The sequence below is a fragment of the Amycolatopsis sp. A133 genome, assembly GCF_031082405.1.
GTDB lineage: Bacteria > Actinomycetota > Actinomycetes > Mycobacteriales > Pseudonocardiaceae > Amycolatopsis.
The window spans coordinates 517117-540084 of the sequence record NZ_JAVHJU010000004.1 but is presented as its reverse complement, the minus strand read 5'-3'; the positions used below and the strand labels follow the sequence as shown (position 1 = coordinate 540084).

18 protein-coding genes are annotated in these 22968 nt (G+C 72.7%); 6 read left to right on the top strand and 12 right to left on the bottom strand.

Annotated features, from left to right (window positions below; genetic code table 11):
• Positions 1-9: 9 nt before the first annotated feature.
• Positions 10-438, top strand: coding sequence for a hypothetical protein (locus Q5425_RS06695; RefSeq protein ID WP_308671207.1), 429 nt, complete (start codon positions 10-12; stop codon positions 436-438).
• Here Q5425_RS06695 and Q5425_RS06690 read toward each other — a convergent pair.
• The 9 genes from Q5425_RS06690 to Q5425_RS06650 form a co-directional block, all read right to left on the bottom strand.
• Positions 435-2546, bottom strand: a complete 2112-nt coding sequence (locus tag Q5425_RS06690; protein ID WP_308671206.1) for a 3-hydroxyacyl-CoA dehydrogenase NAD-binding domain-containing protein — start codon at positions 2544-2546, stop codon at positions 435-437. The genes Q5425_RS06695 and Q5425_RS06690 overlap by 4 nt on opposite strands.
• Positions 2546-3736 (bottom strand): thiolase family protein, encoded by a 1191-nt coding sequence (locus tag Q5425_RS06685; RefSeq protein WP_308671433.1) that lies wholly within the window; start codon positions 3734-3736, stop codon positions 2546-2548. Before Q5425_RS06685 ends, Q5425_RS06690 begins: the two co-directional genes overlap by 1 nt.
• 127 nt (positions 3737-3863) lie before the next feature.
• On the bottom strand, positions 3864-4493 hold the full coding sequence (locus Q5425_RS06680; RefSeq protein ID WP_308671205.1) for a DUF998 domain-containing protein: 630 nt from the start codon (positions 4491-4493) through the stop codon (positions 3864-3866).
• Between the two features lie 60 nt (positions 4494-4553).
• Positions 4554-5780: a hypothetical protein gene (locus Q5425_RS06675; protein ID WP_308671204.1), complete on the bottom strand. Its 1227-nt coding sequence runs from the start codon at positions 5778-5780 to the stop codon at positions 4554-4556.
• 31 nt (positions 5781-5811) lie between these two features.
• A complete protein-coding gene (locus Q5425_RS06670) occupies positions 5812-7413 on the bottom strand; it encodes an allophanate hydrolase (protein WP_308671203.1) in 1602 nt (533 codons plus the stop codon).
• Positions 7410-10958, bottom strand: a complete 3549-nt coding sequence (gene uca / locus Q5425_RS06665) for an urea carboxylase (protein ID WP_308671202.1) — start codon at positions 10956-10958, stop codon at positions 7410-7412. Before uca ends, Q5425_RS06670 begins: the two co-directional genes overlap by 4 nt.
• Positions 10955-11590, bottom strand: a complete 636-nt coding sequence (locus Q5425_RS06660; RefSeq protein WP_308671201.1) for an urea amidolyase associated protein UAAP2 — start codon at positions 11588-11590, stop codon at positions 10955-10957. Before Q5425_RS06660 ends, uca begins: the two co-directional genes overlap by 4 nt.
• A complete protein-coding gene (locus tag Q5425_RS06655; RefSeq protein ID WP_308671200.1) occupies positions 11587-12420 on the bottom strand; it encodes an urea amidolyase associated protein UAAP1 in 834 nt (277 codons plus the stop codon). Before Q5425_RS06655 ends, Q5425_RS06660 begins: the two co-directional genes overlap by 4 nt.
• Positions 12421-12432: 12 nt before the next feature.
• Positions 12433-13902: an amino acid permease gene (locus tag Q5425_RS06650; protein ID WP_308671199.1), complete on the bottom strand. Its 1470-nt coding sequence runs from the start codon at positions 13900-13902 to the stop codon at positions 12433-12435.
• 175 nt (positions 13903-14077) lie between these two features.
• Between Q5425_RS06650 and Q5425_RS06645 the strand changes: the two genes are divergently transcribed.
• The gene (locus tag Q5425_RS06645) at positions 14078-14743 is read left to right on the top strand and encodes a helix-turn-helix domain-containing protein (protein ID WP_308671198.1); all 666 of its coding nucleotides are present in this window, start codon (positions 14078-14080) and stop codon (positions 14741-14743) included.
• Between the two features lie 125 nt (positions 14744-14868).
• Here the strand turns inward: Q5425_RS06645 and Q5425_RS06640 are convergent, their stop codons facing one another.
• The 3 genes from Q5425_RS06640 to Q5425_RS06630 form a co-directional block, all read right to left on the bottom strand.
• On the bottom strand, positions 14869-16092 hold the full coding sequence (locus Q5425_RS06640; protein WP_308671432.1) for a ribonuclease D: 1224 nt from the start codon (positions 16090-16092) through the stop codon (positions 14869-14871).
• 98 nt (positions 16093-16190) lie between these two features.
• Complete coding sequence (locus Q5425_RS06635; RefSeq protein WP_033291604.1) at positions 16191-16907, bottom strand: response regulator transcription factor; 717 nt, start codon at positions 16905-16907, stop codon at positions 16191-16193.
• Between the two features lie 719 nt (positions 16908-17626).
• A complete protein-coding gene (locus Q5425_RS06630; RefSeq protein WP_308671197.1) occupies positions 17627-18190 on the bottom strand; it encodes a DUF3000 domain-containing protein in 564 nt (187 codons plus the stop codon).
• Between the two features lie 88 nt (positions 18191-18278).
• Here Q5425_RS06630 and hemE point away from each other — a divergent pair, with 88 nt between their 5' ends.
• The 4 genes from hemE (at position 18279) to Q5425_RS06610 (ending at position 22951) form a co-directional block, all read left to right on the top strand.
• The gene (hemE, locus tag Q5425_RS06625) at positions 18279-19349 is read left to right on the top strand and encodes a uroporphyrinogen decarboxylase (RefSeq protein WP_308671196.1); all 1071 of its coding nucleotides are present in this window, start codon (positions 18279-18281) and stop codon (positions 19347-19349) included.
• Positions 19346-20761, top strand: a complete 1416-nt coding sequence (hemG, locus tag Q5425_RS06620) for a protoporphyrinogen oxidase (protein WP_308671195.1) — start codon at positions 19346-19348, stop codon at positions 20759-20761. The genes hemE and hemG overlap by 4 nt, the downstream gene beginning before the upstream one ends.
• A gap of 160 nt (positions 20762-20921) precedes the next feature.
• Complete coding sequence (gene hemQ / locus Q5425_RS06615) at positions 20922-21614, top strand: hydrogen peroxide-dependent heme synthase (RefSeq protein WP_308671194.1); 693 nt, start codon at positions 20922-20924, stop codon at positions 21612-21614.
• Positions 21614-22951, top strand: a complete 1338-nt coding sequence (locus Q5425_RS06610; RefSeq protein ID WP_308671193.1) for a CoA transferase — start codon at positions 21614-21616, stop codon at positions 22949-22951. Before hemQ ends, Q5425_RS06610 begins: the two co-directional genes overlap by 1 nt.
• The last annotated feature ends 17 nt before the right edge of the window (positions 22952-22968 follow it).

Below are 22968 nucleotides of genomic sequence, written 5' to 3'. Positions count from 1 at the left end.
ATCTTCGGTGTGGAGCACAAGCCCCTCACCCGCGTCCTGGTGCCGGTGATCGCACTGGCGCTGGCCGCCGGCGTCGGGCTGGCGTTCTTCATCGCCGCGCTCGTCCGGCCACCCGAGCTGCCGGTGGACACGAACCCGGCCCCCCTGGCCGGGCACACGCTGTGCGCGGCGGTTGTCGTGGTCTTCCCCTCCGACGCCGAGGTGCAGGCGGCGGCGCAGTCCTTCCACGACGACCCGAAGGCCCGGCGGGTGTTCGTGGACCCGCCGTCGGTTTCCCTGCTCGCCGTCCCGGGCACCGACCTGAAGGCCTGGGCGCAGGAGCTGCACGCCCGCTTCCGGACCGCCGAGCGGGTGACGGTGATCGACTCCGACACGACGGCGGCGCAGCTGAAACTCACCGCGCCGCCGCCGAAGTGCCCGAGAGAGGGCGAGTACTAGCGAACCGGGACCGACGCCACGCCCGGAGCGAGGAACGGCTTGCCGTTCACGCGCTCGGAGACGCCGGAGCGGTCCAGGTACGGCGTGATGCCGCCGTTCCAGAACGGCCAGCCGGCCCCGAGGATCAGGCACAGGTCGATGTCCTGCGCCTCGGCGACCACACCCTCGTCGAGCATGATCCGGATTTCCTCGGCGATCGCGGACAGGGCCCGCTCGCGCACCTGCTCCGAAGTGGACGGCCGGTCACCCTGGGTCCACAGCTCGACGACCTCGGGATCGGCCGAGGCGTTGCCCTGCGCGTCCCAGATCCAGACGCCCTTCTTGCCCGCCTTGACGAACTTCGCGAGGTTCTCGGACACGGTGAACCGGTCCGGGAACGCCTCGTGCAGCGTCTCGCCGACGTGCAGCGCGATGGCCGGGCCGACGAGCTGCATCAGCGTCAGCGGCGTCATCGGCAGGCCGAGCGGTTCCAGGGCCTTGTCGGCGACGTCGAACGGCGTGCCTTCGTCGACGGTGACCAGCACCTCGCCGAGGAAGCGCAGCAGCAGCCGGTTGACGACGAACGCCGAAGCGTCCTTCACCAGCACGCTGGACTTCTTCAGCTGCTTGCTCACCGAGAACGCCGTCGCCAGCGCCGCGTCGTCGGTCTGCTCGCCGCGGACGATCTCCAGCAGCGGCAGCACGGCCACCGGGTTGAAGAAGTGGAAGCCCACGACCCGCTCGGGGTGCTGCAGCTTCGACGCCATCGCGGTGATCGACAGCGACGAGGTGTTCGTCGCCAGGATCGCCTCGGGCTTGACGTGCTGCTCCAGCTCGGCGAACACCTGCTGCTTGACGCCCAGCTCTTCGAAGACGGCTTCGATGACGAAGTCGGCGTCGGCGAACGCGGCCTTGTCGAGCGAGCCGGAGACGAGCGCCTTGAGCCGGTTGGCGCCGTCCGGGGAGAGGCGCTTCTTGCCCAGCAGCTTGTCGATCTCGGCGTGGACGTAGCCGACGCCCTTGTCGACGCGCTCCTGGTCGACGTCGGTGAGCACGACCGGCACCTTCAGGCGGCGCACGAACAGCAGCGCGAGCTGGCTGGCCATCAGGCCGGCGCCGACGATGCCGACCTTGTTGACCTTGCGGGCCAGCGACTTGTCCGGCGCGCCGGCCGGGCGCTTGGCGCGCTTGTTGACCAGGTTGAACGAGTACAGCCCGGCACGCAGGACGTCGGACATGAGCAGCTCGGCGAGGCCGTCGGTCTCGGCCGCGTAGCCGCGGTCCAGATCGTTTTCGCGGGCCAGCTCCAGCAGTTCGACGGCCTTCGTCGCGCCCGGCGACGCGCCGTGCGTGCGGCCGTCCACAATGGACTTGGCGCGAGCGATGGCCGCGTCCCAACCGGACCCGCGGTCGATCTTCCGGCGCTCCGGGGTGATCTCGCCGTTGACCACGCGAGCCAGCCACAGCAGCGACTGCTCGAGGTAGTCGGCCGAGCCGAAGACCTCGTCGACGATGCCGAGCTCGGCCGCCTGCTTGACGCTGAGCATCTTGTTCTGCGCCAGCGCGTTCTCGATGATCACCGTGACGGCGGCGTCCGCGCCGATCAGGTTCGGCAGCAGCTGCGTGCCGCCCCAGCCCGGGAACAGGCCGAGGAAGACCTCGGGGAACGCGATGGCGGCGGTGTTCTCCGACAGCGTCCGGTAGTGGCAGGACAGCGCGAGCTCGAGCCCGCCGCCCATGACCGCGCCGTTGACGAACCCGAACGTCGGGATCTTCGACTCGGTGAGGCGGCGGAACACGTCGTGCCCGGTCTGGGCGATCTCGCGCGCCAGCTCCGGGTCGCTGACGGCTTCGACGCCGGACAGGTCGGCGCCGACGGCGAAGATGAACGGCTTGCCGGTGACGGCGATCGCGGCCGGTTCGGCGGCGAACGCCTCGTCCAGCGCGGCGTTCAAGGAGACGAGCCCCTGGGGGCCGAAGGTGTTCGGCCGGGTGTGGTCGTGGCCGTTGTCGAGCGTGATCAGCGCGACGGGCTTCTGGAGCCCGGGCACCTTGATCAGCCGGGTCTTCGCGACCGTCACGACCTCGTCCGGGAACGCGGCCTTCGCTGCTTCAGCGGTGAAAGTCATTACTTGGCCCCCTCGAACGCCGGGTTCTCCCAGATCACGGTGCCGCCCATGCCGATGCCGATGCACATCGTGGTCATGCCGTACCGCACGTCGGGCCGCTCGGCGAACTGGCGGGCCAGCTGGGTCATGAGCCGGACGCCGGACGAGGCCAGCGGGTGGCCGCACGCGATCGCGCCGCCCCACTGGTTCACGCGCGGGTCTTCGTCGTCGATGCCGAAGTGGTCGAGGAAGGCCAGCACCTGCACGGCGAAGGCCTCGTTGATCTCGAACAGGCCGATGTCGTCGATGGAGAGACCGGTGCGCTTGAACAGCTTCTCGGTGGCCGGCACCGGGCCGATGCCCATGACCTCCGGCTCGACGCCGGCGAAGGAGTAGCCGACCAGCCGCATCGCGACGGGCAGGCCCAGCTCGCGGGCGGTTTCCTCGTCCGCGAGGATCGAGGCGGTGGCGCCGTCGTTGAGGCCGGCCGCGTTGCCCGCGGTGATCCGGCCGAACGGGCGGAACGGCGTCTTGAGGTTCGCCAGCTGCTCGACGGTGGTGCCCGGCCGCGGCGGCTCGTCCTCGGTGGCCAGGCCCCAGCCTAGTTCCTTCGAACGGGTGGCGACCGGGACCAGCTCCGGGCCGATCTTGCCGGTCTTGACGGCTTCGGCGTAGCGCTCCTGGCTGCGCGCGGCGTAGGCGTCGGTGCGCTGCTTGGTGATCGCCGGGAACCGGTCGTGCAGGTTCTCGGCGGTCTGGCCCATGACGAGCGCGGTGGGGTCGACGAGCTTGTCGGCGATGATCCGCGGGTTGGGGTCGACGCCCTCACCCATCGGGTGGCGGCCCATGTGCTCGACGCCACCGGCGATGGCGATGTCGTAGGCACCGAAGCCGATGCCGGACGCGGCGGTGGTGACGGCCGTCATGGCACCGGCGCACATGCGGTCGATGGCGAAGCCGGGCACCGACTTGGGCAGCCCGGCCAGCAACGCGGCCGTGCGGCCGATGGTCAGGCCCTGGTCGCCGATCTGGGTGGTGGCGGCGATGGCCACCTCGTCGACGCGCTCGGGCGGCAGCTCGGGGTGCCGCCGCAGCAGCTCGCGAATGGCGTTGACGACGAGGTCGTCGGCGCGGGTCCCGGCGTACATGCCCTTGTCGCCGGCCTTGCCGAAGGGGGTGCGGACCCCCTCGACGAAGGCGACGGTGCGCACGCCTCGCGCGGTCGGCGCGAGCGGCGTTGCTGGTGCGGCCACGAATGCTCCATGAAGTAGAGGTTGGTAGCCGCACGATAGCCCTTGTTACCGGTCGGTAACCAGTGATGTGGCCCGGTCGAGTGGGCTACGGCACACTCTTGGGCTCCAGCGTCCGTCCTTTCACGAGCCACGCGACGCCGAACGCCTCCACCGCGATCGCCTCCAGCCACAGCGCCGGGTGCAGCGACGGCGCGATCCCGAGGTATTTCGAAAGCGCGATCAGCACGAGGCAGGCGAGGATGACGCCCCCGCAGGCGCGGTAGAGCGCGCCGGACTTCTCGGGCTGCTCGCCGTCGTGGGGGAACAGCCGCAGGCAGAAGTACGCCAGCGAGAGGAAGAACACCGCAGCGAAGGCGAGGTGCAGGACGCCCGCGGTCCGGTCCCAGGCCGTCACGTCGTGGTCCGGGGTGGTCGGGAAGAGCGCCAGCCCGATCGCCCCCAGCCCGGCCACGGTGCTCGCGACGTTGTCGACGTAGTCGTGGCCGTAGTAGGCGAGGAGGAACACCCCGACCGCGCACATCGCGCCGACCAGGACGTCGCGGAGGTCGGTGTAGTAGTAGCCGCTCAGTGAGCCGATCAGGTCGCCGCCCTGGACGAGCTGCTTGCCGAGGATCAGGACGAACGGCAGGGCCAGGCCGATCAGCCCGATGGCCCGCCGCAGGAACAGGTACGAATGGACGAGGGTGTTCTGCGGGGATGTGGTCGCCGTCGTCATGGCCGCCTCCGGGGGTCTACTGAGGAGAATCGGCCTCGAAGTGCCCCGGGGTGAGGCTTGTTACCGCGGAGTTGTCCAAGTTCTCAGCTGATCGTTACGCAGCTCGGCGAAGGTGCCGTCGCGGTGGGCGATGGGGTGGAATCCCGGGGCGAAGCCGACGCGGGCACCTTCGGCGGGGTCCCAGACCTCGAGCCCGGCTTCGGCGGCGACGTACAGCAGGCCGCCGTGGCCCCACATCCGCCCGGCGGGTCCGGCGAAGGACCCGGTGTAGTGCCCGGTCGCGGCGTCGCGCAGCTCGATGCCGTCGAGCAGGGGCCTCCCGCTGCCCTGCAGCGCCACAGTGGTCTCGTCCAGCCAGGCCATCGGGGTGTCCCAGACGTCGCCGCGGTCGGCGAGGTGGCGTCCGTGTTCGGGGGCGTGCCGGTCGCCCGCGAGCCACGCCGCGCAGTCGATGACCAGCGGGATGCCCACCGGGTGCCAGGCCCAGCCGTCGGTGAGCAGCGAACGGCCGGACGGGCTCGGCAGCAGAGCGCCGAAGAAGTAGTCGAGGTAGTCGTCGGGGTTGTCCTCGCGAGTGGTGGGGCGCTCGGTCAGCAGGCGGCCGGTGGCCGCGTCGAAGACGTCGAGCCGGTTCGAGTCGGTGGCCGCGACGAACCTGCCCCCGTCGAGGAAGGCGAACGGGAAGCGGGTCCACTCGTTGTCGTTCCAGTCCCGGTCGAGGTCGAGCACGGTGATCCACTCCACCAGGTCGACGACCGTGCCGTATTGCCCGTAGTCCGAGACGATCGCCGCGAACCGCCCGTCGGGTGAGACGTGCAGGGCGGGCCCACGTGGCCGGTCCGGCCCGTCGTTCCGCTCGACGTCACGCTCCTCGGGCAGCACGGCCGGCCCGAGGAGCCACTGGTCCTCCTCGTCGATCCGGACGAACCCCGCTGCGGTGAGCGCGAGCCAGCCCTCCGGGTGGGGAGCGAGGCATCGGTCGTTCAGCGGGGTGATCGGACAGGGCCGGGTCGCCCAGGTCCCGGCGAGTTCCCGGTCGCGCAGGAGGATCTCGGGCGAGCCGCGCCAGCCGATGTGCGCCAGTACCTCGGCGCGGTCGAAGCAGCCGACACAGGCGTCGAGCAGCTCCGGTGCCTCGGCATCGGCGCAGTCCGGGCACTGCAGGTCGAAGTGGGTCTTGATCCCGGTGAGCACGCGGAAGCACGCGGGTCCGTTGTCGGTGGTGAGGTGGGCGCAGACCCGCGCCCCGGCGGCCGGAGCGACGTGGCCGCACGAAAGAACTTTCACCACTTCAGTGTCGACAGGCCGTGCAACCCATTTACCGGACGCCGAGGTGCGCCAGCCAGCCGCCCTTCGCCGAGATGTCCTCCGCTCCCTCCGTCGCCTCCGGCTCGCACAGGAAACCCGGCACCCGCGTGCCGTCGGCCAGTTCGAGCTTGCCGATGGCCAGGGGGGCCGGGATGCCGGCCACGAACTCGCCGAAGCCCTTCGCCGGCAGCTCCCAGACCTCCGCGGCCACCGCCACACCCCCGGACGCCACCCGCACCAGTCCCGGCTTCGGTGGGACCGTGTCGAGCGCGTACAACCGGTACGCAGCCGCGGTCGAAACCGCGGACACGAACCGGCCGCCCCGGGACGTCAGCTCGTGGTTCAGCGGCTGGCCCCGCAGGTGCGCGCCGACCACCACGATCGGGATCCGCTCGCGGCGCAGCCCGGCCAGGGCCGCCAGCTTCAGGTCGTCGTGCGGGGCACCGAGGAACATCACGCCGAACGGGCGCCCGGCCACCGATCCCGCCGGGACCGCCAGTGCCGGAAGCCCGAACAGGTTGGTGGAGTTGGTGAACCGGCCCAAGCGCGCGTTGACCGCCACCGGGTCCGCCGCGACTTCGGCGAGCGTGGGGTGCTCGGTCGTCGTCGGCAACAGGAGCGCGTCGACGCCGGCCAGTGCGGCCAGTGCCTTCGCTCGCAGGCCGGCCAGTGCCGCCTGGTCGGCGAACAGGCGGTGCGCGGGGATGTCCCGCGCCGGGGCGATGATCGAGCGCACGACCGGGTCGACGGCGTCCGGGTGGGCGTCGATGAACTCCCCGACCGCGGTGTACCGCTCGGCGACGAACGCGCCGCCGTACAGCAGCTGCGCCGCCTCGAGGAACGCGGAGATGTCCACAGTGGTCACTTCGGCCCCGGCGGCCGCGTAGTCCTCGACGGCGGACGCGAACGCCTCGGCCCAGCCGGGCGCCAGGGGGCCCAGCTGCTCCGGCGACGGCACGCCGAGGCGGAACCGTCCCGGGTGGCCCTGCGCGGGCTCGGCCAGGAAGGTCAGCGCGAACGACGCCTCCTCGACCGTCCGCGCGAACAGCGACACGCAGTCGATGCTCGCGCACGCCGGCACGACCCCTTCGGTGGGCAGCGGGCCCGGGGTCGGCTTGAGACCGACGATCCCGTTGAACGCCGCCGGCACCCGGCCCGAGCCCGCCGTGTCCGTGCCGAGTGCGAGGTCCACGATGCCCAGCGCGACCGCCACCGCCGACCCCGAACTGGATCCGCCGGCCACGTAAGCCGGGTCCACGGCGTTGCGGACTGCGCCGTACGGGCTGCGCGTCCCGACCAGCCCGGTCGCGAACTGGTCCAGGTTCGTCGTGCCGAGCACCAGCGCCCCAGCCGCCCGCAGCCGCGCGACGACCGGTGCGTCGGCCTCCGGCTTGTACGCGTAGTCCGGGCAGCCTGCCGTCGTCGGCAGGCCGGCGACGTCGATGTTGCCCTTGACCGCCACGAGCTTGCCGTACAGCGGCAGCCCGCGTTCTTCCAGCGCGGCGGCCTCGGCCACGACGTCGGCTTCGGGCCGGAGGTCGATCCAGATCTCCGGCCGGTCCACCCGCTCGATCCGCCGGTACGCGGCCCGCACCCGCTCGACGGCGCTCATCCCAGCACCACCAAGGGCGTACCGGGGGCCACCTGATCACCGGGGGACACGAGCACTTCGACCACCTCACCGCTCGCCGGCGCGGGGATCCGCGCCTCGGTCTTCATCGCTTCCAGCGTCACCAGCGCCTGCGCGTTCTCGACGCGCTCGCCCGCGGTGACGTCGACCCGCCACACCGTCGCCGCGAACGGCGCCTCCACGACGTGGCCGCCCGGCGGTGCCTCGACCCGGGACGGCGGCCGGGTGACCGGCTCCGGTTTCGGGTCGAACTCGCCCGCCGCGGCCCACGCCCGCCGCTCCGCTTCGAACGCCGCCGCCTGCGTCGCCCGGAACCCGGCGATGCTCTCGGCGTTGTCCGCGAGGAACTTCTGGTAGTCCGCCAGGGCGAAGGAACCCTCGGTGGTGTCGAGTTCCAGCGTCCCGGACGCGCTCTGCGCCCGCAGGTCCAGCAGCTCCCCGGCCGACACCGGGTACCAGGAGATGCGGTCGAAGAACCGCAGCGCCCACGGCTGGTCCCCGCCGCGCCAGCTGTTCCACACCTGGACGGTCCGCCCGACGAACTGGTAGCCGCCCGGGCCCTCCATGCCGTAGATGCACAGGTAGGCGCCGCCGATGCCGACGGAGTTCTCCGCCGTCCACGTCCGCGCCGGGTTGTACTTCGTCGTCACCAGCCGGTGGCGCGGGTCCAGCGGCGTCGCCACCGGTGCGCCGAGGTAGACGTCGCCGAGGCCGAGCACGAGGTACTCCGCGTCGAACACCGTCCGGTACACCTCGTCCACACTGGACAGCCCGTTGACGCGCCGGATGAACTCGATGTTCCACGGGCACCACGGCGCGTCGTCGCGCACGCCGGTCATGTACCGCTCGATCGCCTCGCGCGTCGCCGGATCGTCCCACGACAGCGGGAGCCGGACGCGGCGGCTGGGCACCACGAGGTCGTGGGTCGGCGGCAGGTCCCGCTCCAGCTCGCGCACCAGCCCGAGCGCCTTGCCGACCGGCAACGCGTCCGGGTCGACGTGCACCTGGAGCGACCGGATGCCCGGCGTCAGGTCCACGATCCCCGGCACGCCTTCGGCCGCCAGGCGCTCGGCCAGCGCGTGCACCCGCATCCGCAGGGCGAGGTCGAGCTTCATCTCGCCGTACTCGACGAGCAGGTTGTCGTCGCCGCTGCGGCGGTAGGTGACCGGCGGCTCGCCCGAAGATTCCGAACTGTCCGAAGGGGACAGCCGCGCGAGCACGCCGCCGTCGTCGCGGGCCGCCCGGCTCGGCTCGACCGCTGACGCGGGCCGCGTCCGCAGCGCCGCCGCGTGGTCGGTGCCGATCGGCACGAACCGCACGGTGTCGCCCGGCCGCAGCTGCCCGAGCTTCCACCGCTCGCCGGTGGCGACCGTCGCCGGGCAGACGAACCCGCCCAGGCTGGGCCCGTCCGGGCCGAGCAGGATCGGCAGGTCGCCGGTGTAGTCCACGGCACCGATCGCGTACGGCGTGTCGTGGATGTTCGACGGGTGCAGACCCGCCTCACCGCCGTCTGCGCGGGACCATTCGGGCCGCGGCCCGACGAGCCGGACACCGGTGCGCGCCGAGTTGAAGTGCACCTGCCAGTCGGTGGCGTAGAACGTGTCGACGTCGTCCGGGGTGAAGAACTCCGGGGCCGCGTGCGGCCCTTCGAGCGCGCCGATCGTCCACTGCGGAGCAAAGGCCGGCCGGTCGGCCGAAGCGACCGGCCCGACAACCGGGTCCGCGGGCGCCGGCCCGGGCCGCAGGACGTCCCCGGCGGCCAGCGCGCGGCCGCCGTGCCCGCCGAACTTCCCGAGCGTGAACGTCGCCGCGCTGCCGAGGAACTCCGGCACGTCGACGCCGCCGCGCACCAGGACGTAGCTGCGCAGCCCGGCCGTGCACGCCCGGACGTCCAGTGTCGCACCCGCCGGAACTTCGACGGGTGTCCACAACGGAACCTCGGCGCCGTCGACCAGCACGGTGGTCGGTGCGCCGGTGACGCACACTTCGGTGGCGTGCGAAAACCGCAGCGCGACGCCGTCCACAGTGCACTCCAAGCCCGGTGCGCCCTCCGGGTTGCCGAGCGCGACGTTGCCCAGCCGCAGCGAAAGGTCGTCCATCGGCCCGCTCGGTGGCACTCCGACGGCCCAGAACCCGGTACGGCCGGGCCAGTCCTGCACGGTCGTCATCGTGCCGCCGCGGACCACGTCGATCCGCGGCTCGGCGTCGTCGATGTCGTCCAAAGTGGACGTGTCGTGGACCGCGGCGCCGAACGCGGTGTCGGCGGCCGCCGCGCGCAGCTGCCCCAGGTTGGTCTGCACCCCGTCGAACCGGGTGACGGCGAGCGCTTGCCGCAGGTTCGCCAGTGCCCCGGCGCGGTCGGTGCCGGTGCAGATCACCTTGGCCAGCAACGGGTCGTAGTGCGTGGTGACGGTCGTGCCCGGCTCGACCCAGGTGTCCACCCGCGTGTCCGGGGGCAGCGTCACCCGCGTGACGAGACCCGCGCTCGGCCGGTGCCCGGCGTTCGGGTCCTCGGCGTACACGCGCGCTTCGACGGCGTGCCCGCGCGCGACCGGGACCGCGCGGAACATCGCGCGGTCGCCTTGGGCCAGCCGCAGCATCCAAGCGACCAGGTCGACGCCGTACACCGCTTCGGTGACCGGGTGTTCGACCTGCAGCCGGGTGTTGACCTCGAGGAACGCCGCTTCGCCGCGCTCCGGGTCGTAGACGTACTCGACCGTGCCCGCCGAGCGGTACCGCACCGACGAACACAGTGCGACAGCCGACTCGACGAGCTGCTGCCGGACGTCCGCGGGCAGGCCGGGCGCCGGGCACTCCTCGACGACCTTCTGGTTGCGCCGCTGCAGCGAGCAGTCGCGCGTGCCCAGGGCCATGACCTCACCGAAGCCGTCGCCGAACACCTGGACCTCGACGTGCCGCGCGCGGCGCACGAGCCGTTCGAGGAAGACGCCGGAACTGGCGAAGCTCTTGGCCGCCACGCTGCGGACGGTGTCCCAGGCGGCGCGCAGCTCCTGCGGCGACGCGCAGGCGCGCATCCCGATCCCGCCCCCGCCGCCGGTCGCCTTGAGCATCACCGGGTAGCCGATGGCCGCCGCCCCGGCCAGCGCTTCGTCCACATCGGCCAGCAGACCGGTACCGGCCAGCAGCGGCACGCCCGCCGCGATCGCCGCCTCGCGCGCGGTGTGCTTGCTGCCGAACACCTCCAAGTGCTCGGGAGTGGGGCCGGCGAACGCGATCTCGGCGTCTTCGCAGGCCCGCGCGAAAGCCGCGTCCTCCGAGAGGAAGCCGTAGCCGGGGTGGATCGCGTCGCAGCTGGTCTCCAGCGCCGCGGCGATGATCGCGCCGGCCCGCAGGTAGCTCTCCGCCGCGGGCGCCGGGCCGAGCCGCACGGCCCGGTCGGCGAGCCGCACGTGCGGGGCGAGGCGATCGGCGTCGGAATGCACCGCGACGGTCTCGAGGCCCAGTTCCTTCGCGCTGCGCAGGATCCGGACGGCGATCTCGCCGCGGTTGGCGACGAGCAGCCTCACTCGCCGCCTCCGGGGGAGATGACGATCATCCGCACCGGCGTCGGGTCGAACCCGTTGCAGGGGTTGTTGATCTGCGGGCAGTTCGAGACGAGCACCAGCACGTCGGTCTCGGCGCGCAGCCGGACTTCCAGGCCCGGCGCGGAGATGCCGTCGACGATGCCGAGCGTGCCGTCTTCTTCGACCGGCACGTTCATGTACCAGTTGACGTTGCTGACCAGGTCGCGCTTGCCCAGGCCCCACTTCGCGCCTTCGATGAGGAAGTTCTCGACGCAGGCGTGCTGGTGGCGGGTGTGCTGCCCGTAGCGGAGGCTGTTGGACTCCTTGCTGCACGCGCCGCCGAGCGTGTCGTGGCGGCCGCAGGTGTCGCCGACGACGGTCAGCAGCGGCGCGCCCTCCTGGGTGCGCAGGACGCTGCCCGTGGTCAGGAAGATGTTGCGCTGCGCGGCGATCGTCGCGGCCGCGCTGTAGCGCTTCGAGGTGTCGGCCGCGTCGTAGCAGAGGAAGTCGACGGCCTGGTTGCCGCCCAGGTCCATGATGGCCAGCTCCTGGCCCTGCTTCAGCACCGTCGAAAACGGCGCCCGTGCGGGAACGTCGAAGCTGACTTCCAGCTGGGACTCGTACGCCGTGCTCATGCGATCCCCCGGGCGGTCAGGTAGTCGGCGGTGTTCTCGAAGGCGCGCTGCGCTTCCGGCGTGTGCGTCCACTCCGGACTGTCCGGATTGGTCGGCCGGTCGCGCCACGCGAGCACTTCGAGCTTGGACACGGTGTAGTCCGGGCGTGGGTCGACCGGGTGGGCGACGTTGGCGAGCAGCACGATCGACGGGATCTCGATCCGGAGGTCGACGGACTGGCCGGCGCCCGCGGAGCCGGTGAACTCCAGCCCGCCGTCCGGCTGGACCCGCACGCCCTGGAAGAACGACAGGCTGGGCGGGAGGTCCCGCGGCCCCAGCCCGTTCTTGGCCGCCGCCAAGGTGAACAGCCCCGTCCCGGCGGGGGCGAGGCCCTGCGGGGAACCGTCGCCGTAGCGCTCGGAGTTTCCGTCCACAGTGGACGTCCCGCACAGGGCGTCGTGCCGTCCGCCGGAATCCGCGACGATCGTGGCCAGCACCCGCGCCTGGTCCGACAGGAGCGCCACCGACTCGCCGAGGTAGGCGTTCCACTGCACCTTGACCGTGTCGGCGACGTTGAGCCGTTCCCACGGCTGGTCCGCGTTGAACAGCAGCAGGTGCGCGCAAGCGTCGCCGTCGACGTCGGTCAGCCGCAGCCGCGTGCCCCGGGCCAGCACCTTGTGCGTGTACCCGCCGCCGGCCACGGTCTCGGCCCAGGTCAGCGCCTCGGGGGCGACCCCGGCCGGTGGGGCCGGCCAGCCGCTCGCCGGGATCGACGGCATCGTGTCGACCACGGTGCCGGCCTGGGCGCGGGCGTGGTCGCGCGCTCCGTAGGTCGTCGCGGTGGTGCTCATGGTCGTCCTCTCTCAGGTTGCGGGTTCGAGGGCGGGAGCGGGGCGCAGCCGCAGCCAGCAGAGCCAGCCGATCACCAGTGCGCCGCCGACGAACTCTATCGGGAACAAGAGCATCCAGGGTGCGCCCGAACCGGCGAGATCGTAGATCTCCGCCCGTGGCCAGGCGATGTTCACGATCATGCCGATTCCGTACAGAACGGCTGCTCCGTTCAGCGGAACACCCCAGCGACCGAGGGAGAACCGGCCCGGCTCGGCCGGGAACCGCCCGCGCAGCCGGTGCACCAGCAGCGGACCGGTGACCAGCAGGTACGCCAGGTAGACGACCACCACCGACGTCCCGGTGATCGTGCTGAACAGCGTCGGGTTGCCGACGTTGAGCAGCAGCAGCCCGATGGCCAGCCCGCCGGACAGCAGCGCGGGCGCGACCGGTGTCCCGGTGCGCGGGCTGACCCCGGCGAGACGGGCGGAGGCGGGGAGTGCGCCGTCGCGGGCCATCGCGTAGATCAGCCGGACGGTGCCGGTTTGGATCGTCAGGGTGCAGACGACGACGGCGATCGCGACGTCGGCGAGGAAAACGCGGCCGAGGGTGTCGCCGAAGACGGCCGTGATGACGTACGGCAAGCCGTGGCCGGCGAGCTGCCCGTCGGTGAGGCTCGGCGCGGCCATCAGCGCGGTGACGACCACCGCCAGGCCGCCGATCCCGGAGACGAGCACGGCGCGGAGCACCGCGCGCGGGGCCGCCCTGCGCGCGTCCTTCGTCTCCTCCGCGACCGACGCGGCGGTGTCGAAGCCGTAGAGGACGTACGCCGCCATGAGCGCCGAAGCGAGCACGCCGCCGATCCCGGCGCTCGTGCCGGGTGCGTCGTGCAGCACCACCTGCGGGCCCCGCACGGCGAACAGCCCGAGCCCGGCGACCAGGACGAGCACGCCGAGCAGTTCGGCCGCGACGCCGACGTCGTTGATCCGCGCCATCAGCCGGACGCCGCCGGTGTTGACGGCGGTGGTGAAGACGAGCAGCAGGGTGCCGAGCAGCACGGCGTTGGCCGCGCCGGACGGCGACGTCACCGACGGGTCGCCGCCGACGAACTGGAAGCCGTCCCACACCGACGGGAGCACGACCTGCAGCGCGATCGCGGCCGCGGCGAGGGCGACGACGCAGCCGAGCAGCATCATCCAGCCCGCCAACCAGCCGAGGAACCCCTTTGTCAGTTGTTTCGCCCACTGGTACACCGATCCGGCGAGCGGGTAGCGCGCCGCGAGCTCGGCGAAGACCAGCGCGACGAGCAGCTGGCCGGCCAGGACGACCGGCCAGGTCCAGAAGAAGAGCGGGCCGCCGAAGGTGTAGCCGAAGCCGAAGAGCTGGAAGACGGTGGTGAGGATGGAGACGAAGGAGAAGCCGGCGGCGAAGGCGGAGAACCCGCCCAGCGACCGGCGGAGCTCTTGGCGGTAACCGAAGGCGGCGAGTTCGTCGGGTGGTGTCATGCGGGCTCCTTGTTTCGGTCGCCTGACAGAAATTAGGTTTCCGCCGCGACGCGATGATCTCCGCCGGGTTAGGGGCCCGTTAACGGCGTGCTCGACACCGCGTCAATGACGACATCCGGGCGTAACCACACCTCCGTGCGCGTGGCACGGCCCGAGACCTGGCAAGATCACGTGCGTGGTCAAAGGGTCGGGAGTCGGCAGGCCGAGGGCGAGCGGGGCGGCGGCGAACCGGCCGGACGCGCGCCAAGCCGTGCTCGACGCGGCAGGGGAATTGTTCACCGGAGCCGGCTACGCGGCCACGACGACAAGAGCGATCGCCGAGCGCGCCGGCCTGCGCCAGGCGTCGCTGTACTACCACTTCCCGGCGAAGGAAGACATCCTCGCGGCGTTGCTGGCCGAAACGGTCCGCCCGTCACTGGCCCTGGCGGCCCGCCTCGCGGCCGGCGCGGCCCCGGCAGCGGTCCGGTTGTGGGCGCTGGCGTACGCGGACATCGGCCTCCTCGGCGGCGCCCGGCACAACCTGGGCGCGCTGTACCTGCTGCCGGAGGTCGGATCGCCCAACCTGGCCCGCTTCCGCACCGAGCGCGCGGACCTGAAGGCGGCGTACGGCCGGCTGGTGGCGGCTTCCGGCGTGGCCCCGGCGGCGGCGGGGATCCGGACGGATCTGGTGTTCGGGCTGGTGGAGAGCATCGCGGTGATCCGCAGGGACGACCCGGCCCTGGACGTCGAGGCCCACGTGCGAGAAGGCGCCGACGGCGTGGTCCGGCTGGTGGGCCTGCCCGAACCGTCGGACGACCTGCGGGCGGAGGCCCACCGCCTGCTGGCGGCGGTCGAGGACTGACCAGGTCCCAAGCGCCCCAATGTGGCGTTGGTTGCGTTCAACGCACCGAACGCCACATTGGTTGCGTCCAACGCACCGAACGCCACATTGGGGCGCTCGGGGTGGGGCAGGGCAGGCGGGATCTGTCAGGAAGCGGTGGTCTGCAAGGCCTTGCTCAGCACCGACGCCGTCAGTTCCACCTGCCACGGCCGAGCGCCGCCCGCCCGCAGGACTTCCGCCACCGAGTCCTCGTCGGTCTCGGCCGGGGGGCGCCAGCACGTGCGGCGGACCAGGTCCGGCAGCAGCAGGTTCTCCACCGGGAGCCGGCGGTCCTCCGCGATCGCCGCCAGGGCCGCGCGGGCCGCCGACAACCGGGCCGCCGCGTCGGGGTCCTTGTCCGCCCAGCGGTTCACCGGGGGCGGGCCGTCCGTCGGCTGGGAGGGCGACGGCAATTCCGACGCCGGGAGCGCGCGGGCCGCCTGTAGGTGCCGCAGCCAGCTCGCCGTGTACTTGCGCTGGACGCGGCCGCTGAACACCGGCAGCGCCTGCAGCTCTTCGACCGTCTTCGGGTCGGCCGTGACGGCGTTGACGATCGCGCTGTCCGGCAGGATCCGGCTCGGCGCGCGGTCGCGTTTGCGGGCCAGCTCGTCCCGCGCCTGCCACAGTTCGCGCACCGCCGCGAGGCCGCGCGGGCTGCGGATCTTGTGCACGCCGGACGTCCGGCGCCACGGCTCGGCCCGCGGCGGGGACGGCGGGGCCGTCCGCACGAACTCGAACTCCTGCCGGGCCCAGTCCAGCTTGCCCTGGGCGCCCAGCTCCGCTTCCAGCTTTTCGCGCAGCTGGACGAGCAGCTCGACGTCGAGGGCGGCGTAGTTCAGCCAGTCGACCGGCAGCGGCCGCTTCGACCAGTCGGCCGCGCTGTGGCCCTTTTCGAGGGTGTACCCCAGCAGCAGCTCGACGAGCGTGCCCAGCGCGACGCGTTCGTAGCCCGCCAGCCGTCCGGCCAGCTCGGTGTCGAACAGCGCCGCCGGGTGCAGGCCCAGCTCGGCGAGGCAGGGGAGGTCCTGGGAGGCGGCGTGCAGCACCCACTCCAGGGAGTTGAGGACTTCGCGCAGCGGGGCGAGTTCGCCGTCCAGCGCGATCGGGTCGATCAGCACCGTGCCGGCACCTTCGCGGCGCAGCTGCACGAGGTAGGCCTTGGGGAAGTACCGGTAGCCGGACGCGCGTTCGGTGTCGACGGCGACCGCACCGGAGCCCGCGGCGAGCTTCGCGCAGGCGTCGGCCAGCGCGGCCGGGTCGGTGATCACCGGGGGCGTGCCCTCGGCGGGTTCGCGTAGCAGCACAGGGCCGCCCGTGGACTCGATCTCCATCCCGGTGTCCTCGGCCTCTGTGCTTCCCATGGTTGACGACCCTACGGGACGGGCGTACCGCGCCTGGTCCGCCCGCCCCGCAGGGAGGTTTGCTTTCGTCAGCGGATGACGCCGGCTCGCATGGCCAGTGCCACCATCTGCGCCCGGTCGCCCGTGCCGAGCTTGCGCCCGATCCGGGAGAGGTGGGACTTGACGGTGAGGGCGGAGAGCGAAAGCTCCTCGCCGATCTCCTTGTTGGACTGCCCGTCGGCGACCAGCTGGAGCACCTCCACCTCACGAGCGGACAGCTCGCGCGGGGTGTTGTCGGTGCCCGCGACGCGGGTCCCGGTGGCCAGCACCGGAGCCACGCTCGGGTCGGCGTAGACGCCGCCCTCGAGCACACGCCGCACGCCGTCGGTCACGACGACCGGCGACGCGGACTTCAGCAGGTACGCCTGGGCCCCGGCCTGGAAGGCCGAGCGGACCGCGTACGGGTCGTCCGAGGATGCGAGGACCACCACGCGCGGCCACCCGTGGCTACGGAGTTCCGTAACCAGCTCGATGCCGCTGCCGTCCGGCAGTCCGAGATCGAGGATCGCCAGGTCACAAGGCCCGGTGGCCTGTGCTCGCGCCCTCGCCTCGGCCACCGTGGCGGCTTCGTGGACGGTACCCGCACCCATTTGTGCGAGTCTTGCTGCGATTGCCTCCCTCAACAGCGGGTGGTCATCGACCACCAACACGGAAAAAAGCTCTTCCCGCGGGTGCGGAACCATGCTCGCCGGCAAAGCACCGGCTGGCGTGGATCGGACGGCCTGAGATAAGCCGACGGTAGCCACGTCACTACCTCCCTGGAGTCGGTCGTGCCCCCCGACCGGCACCGGGACCTTCGGCCGTTCAGCCGCGCCAGCTTTAGACCGAAAGTGGTGTCGTCGAAGGCACTGTAGCCGCCCTGAGGCCGTTGCGGGGGGATCGAATGGGTATCTATCTCAAACGAACAGTCACTCAGTGGGTTCGTAGTAACACGATCGGGCTAGTACACGGCCGGTTGCTAACGGATAGCCCAGCGAACACGATGCACAGTGGTTACCGGCGTCCAAATGGCCGTGCAGATGAGGCGTGCAGCTTCCGGTGCGCCTAGTGCCGGAGGGCCGGATGGGCGCCCACGGCCCCCGGAATGTGGCCCCCGCCGGGACTCGACCGGCACCCGTGTGCGGCGCCGGCGGGGCTGGTCGTGGCGGGGGACTGTGACTGTCCGTGTCCGTGGCGCGGTGCCAACGGCCGCCCGCGCGTCCCTTTGATCTTGTTGCGGTGCGTGACCACGGGAAGTCACGAACGAGGAGACGTGAAACGGCCTCGGAGATCGGCGGAGTGCGCCGGGCGCCTGATGGTCATCCGGGCCGCCGAGGGCGTCCGGCGGCGGCTCAGAGCGCCGGAGGGGGTGAACGGTGTTCAGCGGACGTGAATTTTGCTCACATCCGTACAAGGGAGTGCTCCCGGACGGCGGCCGGCGACCCGTCGTTGCCGATTTGTTGCCGAAGATCGCCCGGACGGCCGGTCAGGAGCCCTGGCGCTGCCCGAAGAGGGTCACCCCGACCGGGGGCAGGCCGACGACGCTGGCCATCACCTGGCAGAACGCCTGCCCGTGCGGCAGCAGCTCGTCGTCCGCCGGGGTCCACGACGCCCGCAGCTCGAGGTCGTCGGTCCGGGCCGGCCCGGAGAGGTCGCCGAAGCGGGCCGACGACGTCTCGGTCACCGTGCCGCCCAGTGCCTTCCAGCTCGCCCCGGACACCTCGAGCGCGTCGGTCAGCCAGGACCAGCCGACGGCCGGCAGGAACGGGTCCGTCGCCAGTTCCCGGTCCAGTTCCGCGCGCACGTACATGACGAGACGCAGCACGCCGTCCCAGCCGTCCTGGCCGTCCGGGTCGTGCAGCAGGACCAGCCGTCCCGACGCCAGCACGTCGGCGGGCCCGGACACTTCGCAGCTGACCGCGTACGACCACGGCGCGAGCCGCTGCGGCGGGCGCATCGGCTCCAGCAGCACCTCCGGGCGGGGCCGGACGGACTGCAGCGCCGCGACTGCTTCGCGGAAGAGTTCGGGCACTGGCGTCATCGCGGTCACGCGCCGACTTTAGGGCGGGCACGCCCAGTTGCGGGCGCAGGCGCGCCGAGAGAACGGCCCTCCCGGGCTCGTGGCACGATTGACGGCGATGTCTCAGACCACGCCCCTGCCGCGCCGATCCGCCACGTCCGGCCGCCGCGAGCTGCCCGAAGCCCCGTTCCTGGCCGCCGCGCGCGGCGAACGCCCGGCACGCACGCCCGTCTGGTTCATGCGCCAGGCCGGTCGTTCGCTGCCCGAGTACCGCGCGCTGCGCGAGGGCGTGCCCATGCTCGACGCCTGTTTCGACCCCGAGATGCTGGCCGAGATCACGCTGCAGCCGGTCCGCCGCCACGGCGTCGACGCGGCGATCCTCTTCAGCGACATCGTGGTGCCGCTCAAGGCCGCCGGCGTCGACATCGACATCGTGCCCGGCACCGGGCCGGTGGCCGCGGCGCCGGTGCGCGACCTCGCCGCCGTCAAAGCGCTGCCGGAGCTCGAACCCGGGCAGGTCGCCCAGGTGGCCGACGGCGTCCGGCTCCTGGTCGAGCGGCTCGGCGACACCCCGCTGATCGGCTTCGCGGGCGCGCCGTTCACGCTGGCCAGCTACCTCATCGAGGGCGGCCCGAGCCGCAACCACGAGCACACCAAGGCGCTGATGCACTCCGAGCCGGCGCTGTGGCACGAGCTGGCCGGCCGCCTGGCCGACGTCGCGCTGACGTTCCTGCGCGCGCAGCTCGACGCCGGCGTCGACGCGGTCCAGCTGTTCGACTCCTGGGCCGGGGCGCTGTCCGAGCGGGACTACCGCGAGTTCGTGCTGCCGCACTCGGCGAAGGTCCTCGACGGCGTCGCCTCCTACGGCGTGCCGCGGATCCACTTCGGGGTCGGCACCGGCGAGCTGCTGGCGGCGATGCGGGACGCGGGCGCCGACGTGGTCGGCGTCGACTGGCGGATCCCGCTGGACGAAGCCGTGCGGCGCCTCGGCGGGCGGGCGGTCGTGCAGGGCAACCTCGACCCGGCTCTGCTGCACGCTTCGTGGCCGGTGCTGGAGGCCGAGGTCCGGCGGATCGCCGAAGAGGGCAAGGCGGCCGACGGGCACATCTTCAACCTGGGCCACGGCGTGCTGCCGGGGGTCGACCCCGACGTGCTGACCCGCGTGGTCGGGCTGGTGCACGAGCTGTGAAGCGCGTCGCGGTCGTCGGGGGCGGCGTTTCCGGGCTGACCGCGGCGTACCGGCTGCGGCGGCTGCTCGGCCCCGAAGCCGAGATCACCGTCTTCGAGAAGACGACGGCGCCGGGCGGGAAGCTGCGCACGGCCGAGCTCGCCGGGGTGCCCTACGACGTCGGCGCCGAGGCGTTCCTCGTCCGCCGCCCCGAGATGCTCGCGCTGGTCCGCGAGCTCGGGCTGGACGTCGTGCACCCGACGAAGGCCCGCGCGAAGATCCACGCCGGCGGCGCCGTCACCGGGCTGCCGCCCGGCACGGTCATGGGCGTGCCGGCGTCGGCGGAGTCGGTGGCCGGCGTGCTTTCCGAGGCGGGGCGCCGCGCCGTCGAGGCCGAGCCGTCGCTGCCCGGGCTGCGGCTGCCGGGCGGGGACGTGCCGCTGGGGCCGCTGCTGCGGGAGCGCTTCGGCGACGAACTGGTGGACCGGCTGGTCGACCCGCTGCTCGGCGGCGTCTACGCGGGCGGGGCCGACGGCCTCGGCCTGCGCGCGACCATGCCCGGCCTGGCCTCCGCACTGGCCGCGGGCGCGGGCTCGCTGACCGCGGCGGCGGCCGCCCAGCTGCCCGCGAACCCTTCGACGGCGCCGGTGTTCGGCACCGTGCCGGGCGGCCTCGGCACGGTGATCGACCGGCTCACCGCGGCGTCCGGCGCCGAGCTGCGGACCGGCCTGCCCGTGTGCGACATCGAGCGCCACGGCGACGGGTGGCGGCTGCGCATCGGCGCGGCGCCGGCCGCCCACGCGCCGGCGGACAACCTCGCCGACGCCGACGCGGTGGTGCTCGCGGTGCCCGCGCCGTCGGCCCGCCGCCTGCTCGCCGACCTCGTCCCGGCGGCTTCGGCGGCCTTCGGCGAGGTCGAACTGGCGTCGATGGCCGTGGTCGCGCTGGCGCTGCCGCCCGGCACCGCGCTGCCCGGGGCCTCGGGGATCCTGATCGGCGCCGGCGAAAGCGACGCCTCGGGCAAGCCGTACGCGTCGAAGGCGTTCACGTTCTCTTCGCGCAAGTGGGCCCACTTCGGCACCGGCCCGGTGCTGGTCCGCGGTTCGGTCGGCCGGTTCGGCGAGCCGGGCGCGCTGCGGGCCGACGACGTCGAGCTGGTCCGCGTGGTCCGCGACGACCTCGCCCGGCTGACGGGCGTGACGGCGGCACCGGTGGAGACGCTGGTGACGCGGTGGGGCGGCGGGCTGCCGCAGTACGGCACCGGGCACCTCGACCGGGTCGAGCGGATCGAGAAGGCCGTGGCGGAGGTGCCGGGACTGGCGATCGCCGGGGCGACCCTGCACGGCGTCGGGCTGCCGGCGTGCGTGGCGACCGCGGAGGCGGCGGCCCAGCGGATCGCGGCCCACCTGACGGATCCGGGAGGTCGCGAATGACTCATTCGCGACCTCCGAGGTCCCGAATGAGTCATTCGCGACCTCGGTCCGGACGGTCGCCGCTCGGCCGGGCGGCCGGGGTGCCGGCCCGCCGGGCTTCGTGAGTGCTCTCACCTGACCCGTGGCAGCGGCCGGGCCGCCGCGGTGACAGGATGGACCCATGGCGCGGGTCAACTACAACGAGCTCAACGACACCATCCGCTACACCACCTGGTCGGTCTTCCGGATCGAGCCGGGCCGGCTGGGCGAGGACCGCGGGACGGCCGGCCGCGAGACCGCGGAGTACCTGGACGGCCTGGAGGCCAAGGGCGTCACCGTCCGCGGTGTCTACGACCTCTCCGCGCTGCGGGCCGACGCCGATTTCATGATCTGGTGGCACGCCGAGGAGATCGAGCAGGTCCAGGCCGCCTACACCGGGTTCCGCCGGACCCCGCTCGGCCGCGCGGCGACGCCGGTCTGGAGCCAGACCGCGCTGCACCGGCCCGCCGAGTTCAACAAGAGCCACATCCCGGCGTTCCTGGCCGGGGAAGAGGCCCGCAAGTACATCTGCGTCTACCCGTTCGTGCGGTCCTACGAGTGGTACCTGCTGCCGGACGCCGACCGCCGCAAGATGCTCGCCGACCACGGCAAGGAAGCCCGCGACTACCCGGACGTGCGTGCGAACACCGTCGCGTCGTTCGCGCTGGGCGACTACGAGTGGATCCTCGCCTTCGAGGCCGACGAGCTGCACCGGATCGTCGACCTCATGCGCCACCTGCGCGGTACCGAGGCGCGGCTGCACGTGCGCGAGGAAATCCCGTTCTACACCGGCACCCGCGTGCCGCCCGCCGAGCTCGTCGCGGCCCTCCCGTAGTGCGCGACATCGTCGAGGGCGTCTGGCACGCCCTCACCGGGTCGAAGCCCGGACCGTTCGAGCTGACCGGCACCGAAGACGTCCTGCCCGGTGAGTACCGGGTGGCGGCGGCGGCTTCCGCGACGATCGCGGCCGCGACGCTGGCGGCCGCGGAAATGCTCAAGCTGCGCGAGATCGAGCCGGGTGTCGTCACGGCGGACACGCGGCACGCGGCGGCGGCGTTCCGGAGCGAGCAGCTGCTGCGGGTGGACGGCGCCGGCGCGGAACCGGCCTGGGCGCCGCTGTCGGGCGACTACCGCACCGCCGACGGCTGGGTCCGCCTGCACGCGAACTACCCGCGGCACGAAGCGGCGATCTGCTGGGGCCTCGGCGTACCCGGCACCCGGGAGGCGGTCGCGAAGGCCGTCGCGGGGCGGAGCGCGCGGGAGGTCGAGCACGCCGTCGTCAGCGCCGGGGGAGCGGCCGCCGAGCTGCGCTCGCCCGAAGACTGGGCCGCGCACCCCCAAGGCGCGGCCGTGGCGTCCTTGCCGCTGGTGGACCTGGCCCCGCTCGGGGACGCGCCGAAGCGGACGCTGTTCTACTCGGACCGGCCGCTGGGCGGGATCCGCGTCCTGGAGCTGACGCACGTGCTCGCCGGGCCGGTGGCCGGCCGGGTGCTGGCCGCCCACGGCGCCGACGTCCTGCACATCGGGGCGGCGCACCTGCCGCGGGTCGAGGCGCTGGTGCGGGACACGAACCAGGGCAAGCGCTCGGCGTTCGTCGCGCTGGACACCGAAGGCGGCCGCGCGCGGCTCAAGAAGCTGATCAGCCGGGCCGACGTGCTGGTGCAGTCGTTCCGCCCGGGTGCGCTGGCGAAGATCGGCTTCGGCCCGGAGGAGCTGGCCGAACTGCGGCCGGGCCTGGTGGTCGCGGAGCTGAGCGCGTACGGGTGGGAAGGCCCGTGGGCGCGGCGGCGCGGGTTCGACAGCCTGGTCCAGATGTCGAGCGGCCTGGCCTGGGGCGACCCGCCGTCGCCGCTGCCGGTCCAGGCGCTGGACCACGCGACGGGCTGGCTCACGGCGGCGGCGGTGATGACGGCGTTGCGCCGCCAGGTCACCGACGGCGGCACGTGGCGGGCCCGGCTTTCGCTGGCGGGCACGGGCCACTGGCTGGATTCCCTGGGCCGCAAGGATTCTGCCGCTGCCGACGTCGATCACCGCGACTTGCTGGAGGAAGCGGACAGCGGTTACGGGCGGCTGACGCGGGTGCGGATGGCCGGCGGCCTGCCGGGCGCCGAGCCGTACTGGGAGTTCGGGACGCGGGTGCCGGGAGTCGACAAACCGACCTGGACGCCCTGAGCAGCCGGTCGTGAGTG

Bases quoted from the DNA above. Each gene is read 5' to 3' on its own strand.
- Q5425_RS06690 (WP_308671206.1), bottom strand. From the start codon at position 2,546: ATGACTTTCACCGCTGAAGCAGCGAAGGCCGCGTTCCCGGACGAGGTC.
- Q5425_RS06680 (WP_308671205.1), bottom strand. From the start codon at position 4,493: ATGACGACGGCGACCACATCCCCGCAGAACACCCTCGTCCATTCGTAC.
- Q5425_RS06670 (WP_308671203.1), bottom strand. From the start codon at position 7,413: ATGAGCGCCGTCGAGCGGGTGCGGGCCGCGTACCGGCGGATCGAGCGG.
- Q5425_RS06660 (WP_308671201.1), bottom strand. From the start codon at position 11,590: ATGAGCACGGCGTACGAGTCCCAGCTGGAAGTCAGCTTCGACGTTCCC.
- Q5425_RS06655 (WP_308671200.1), bottom strand. From the start codon at position 12,420: ATGAGCACCACCGCGACGACCTACGGAGCGCGCGACCACGCCCGCGCC.
- Q5425_RS06650 (WP_308671199.1), bottom strand. From the start codon at position 13,902: ATGACACCACCCGACGAACTCGCCGCCTTCGGTTACCGCCAAGAGCTC.
- Q5425_RS06640 (WP_308671432.1), bottom strand. From the start codon at position 16,092: ATGGAGATCGAGTCCACGGGCGGCCCTGTGCTGCTACGCGAACCCGCC.
- hemE (WP_308671196.1), top strand. From the start codon at position 18,279: ATGTCTCAGACCACGCCCCTGCCGCGCCGATCCGCCACGTCCGGCCGC.
- hemQ (WP_308671194.1), top strand. From the start codon at position 20,922: ATGGCGCGGGTCAACTACAACGAGCTCAACGACACCATCCGCTACACC.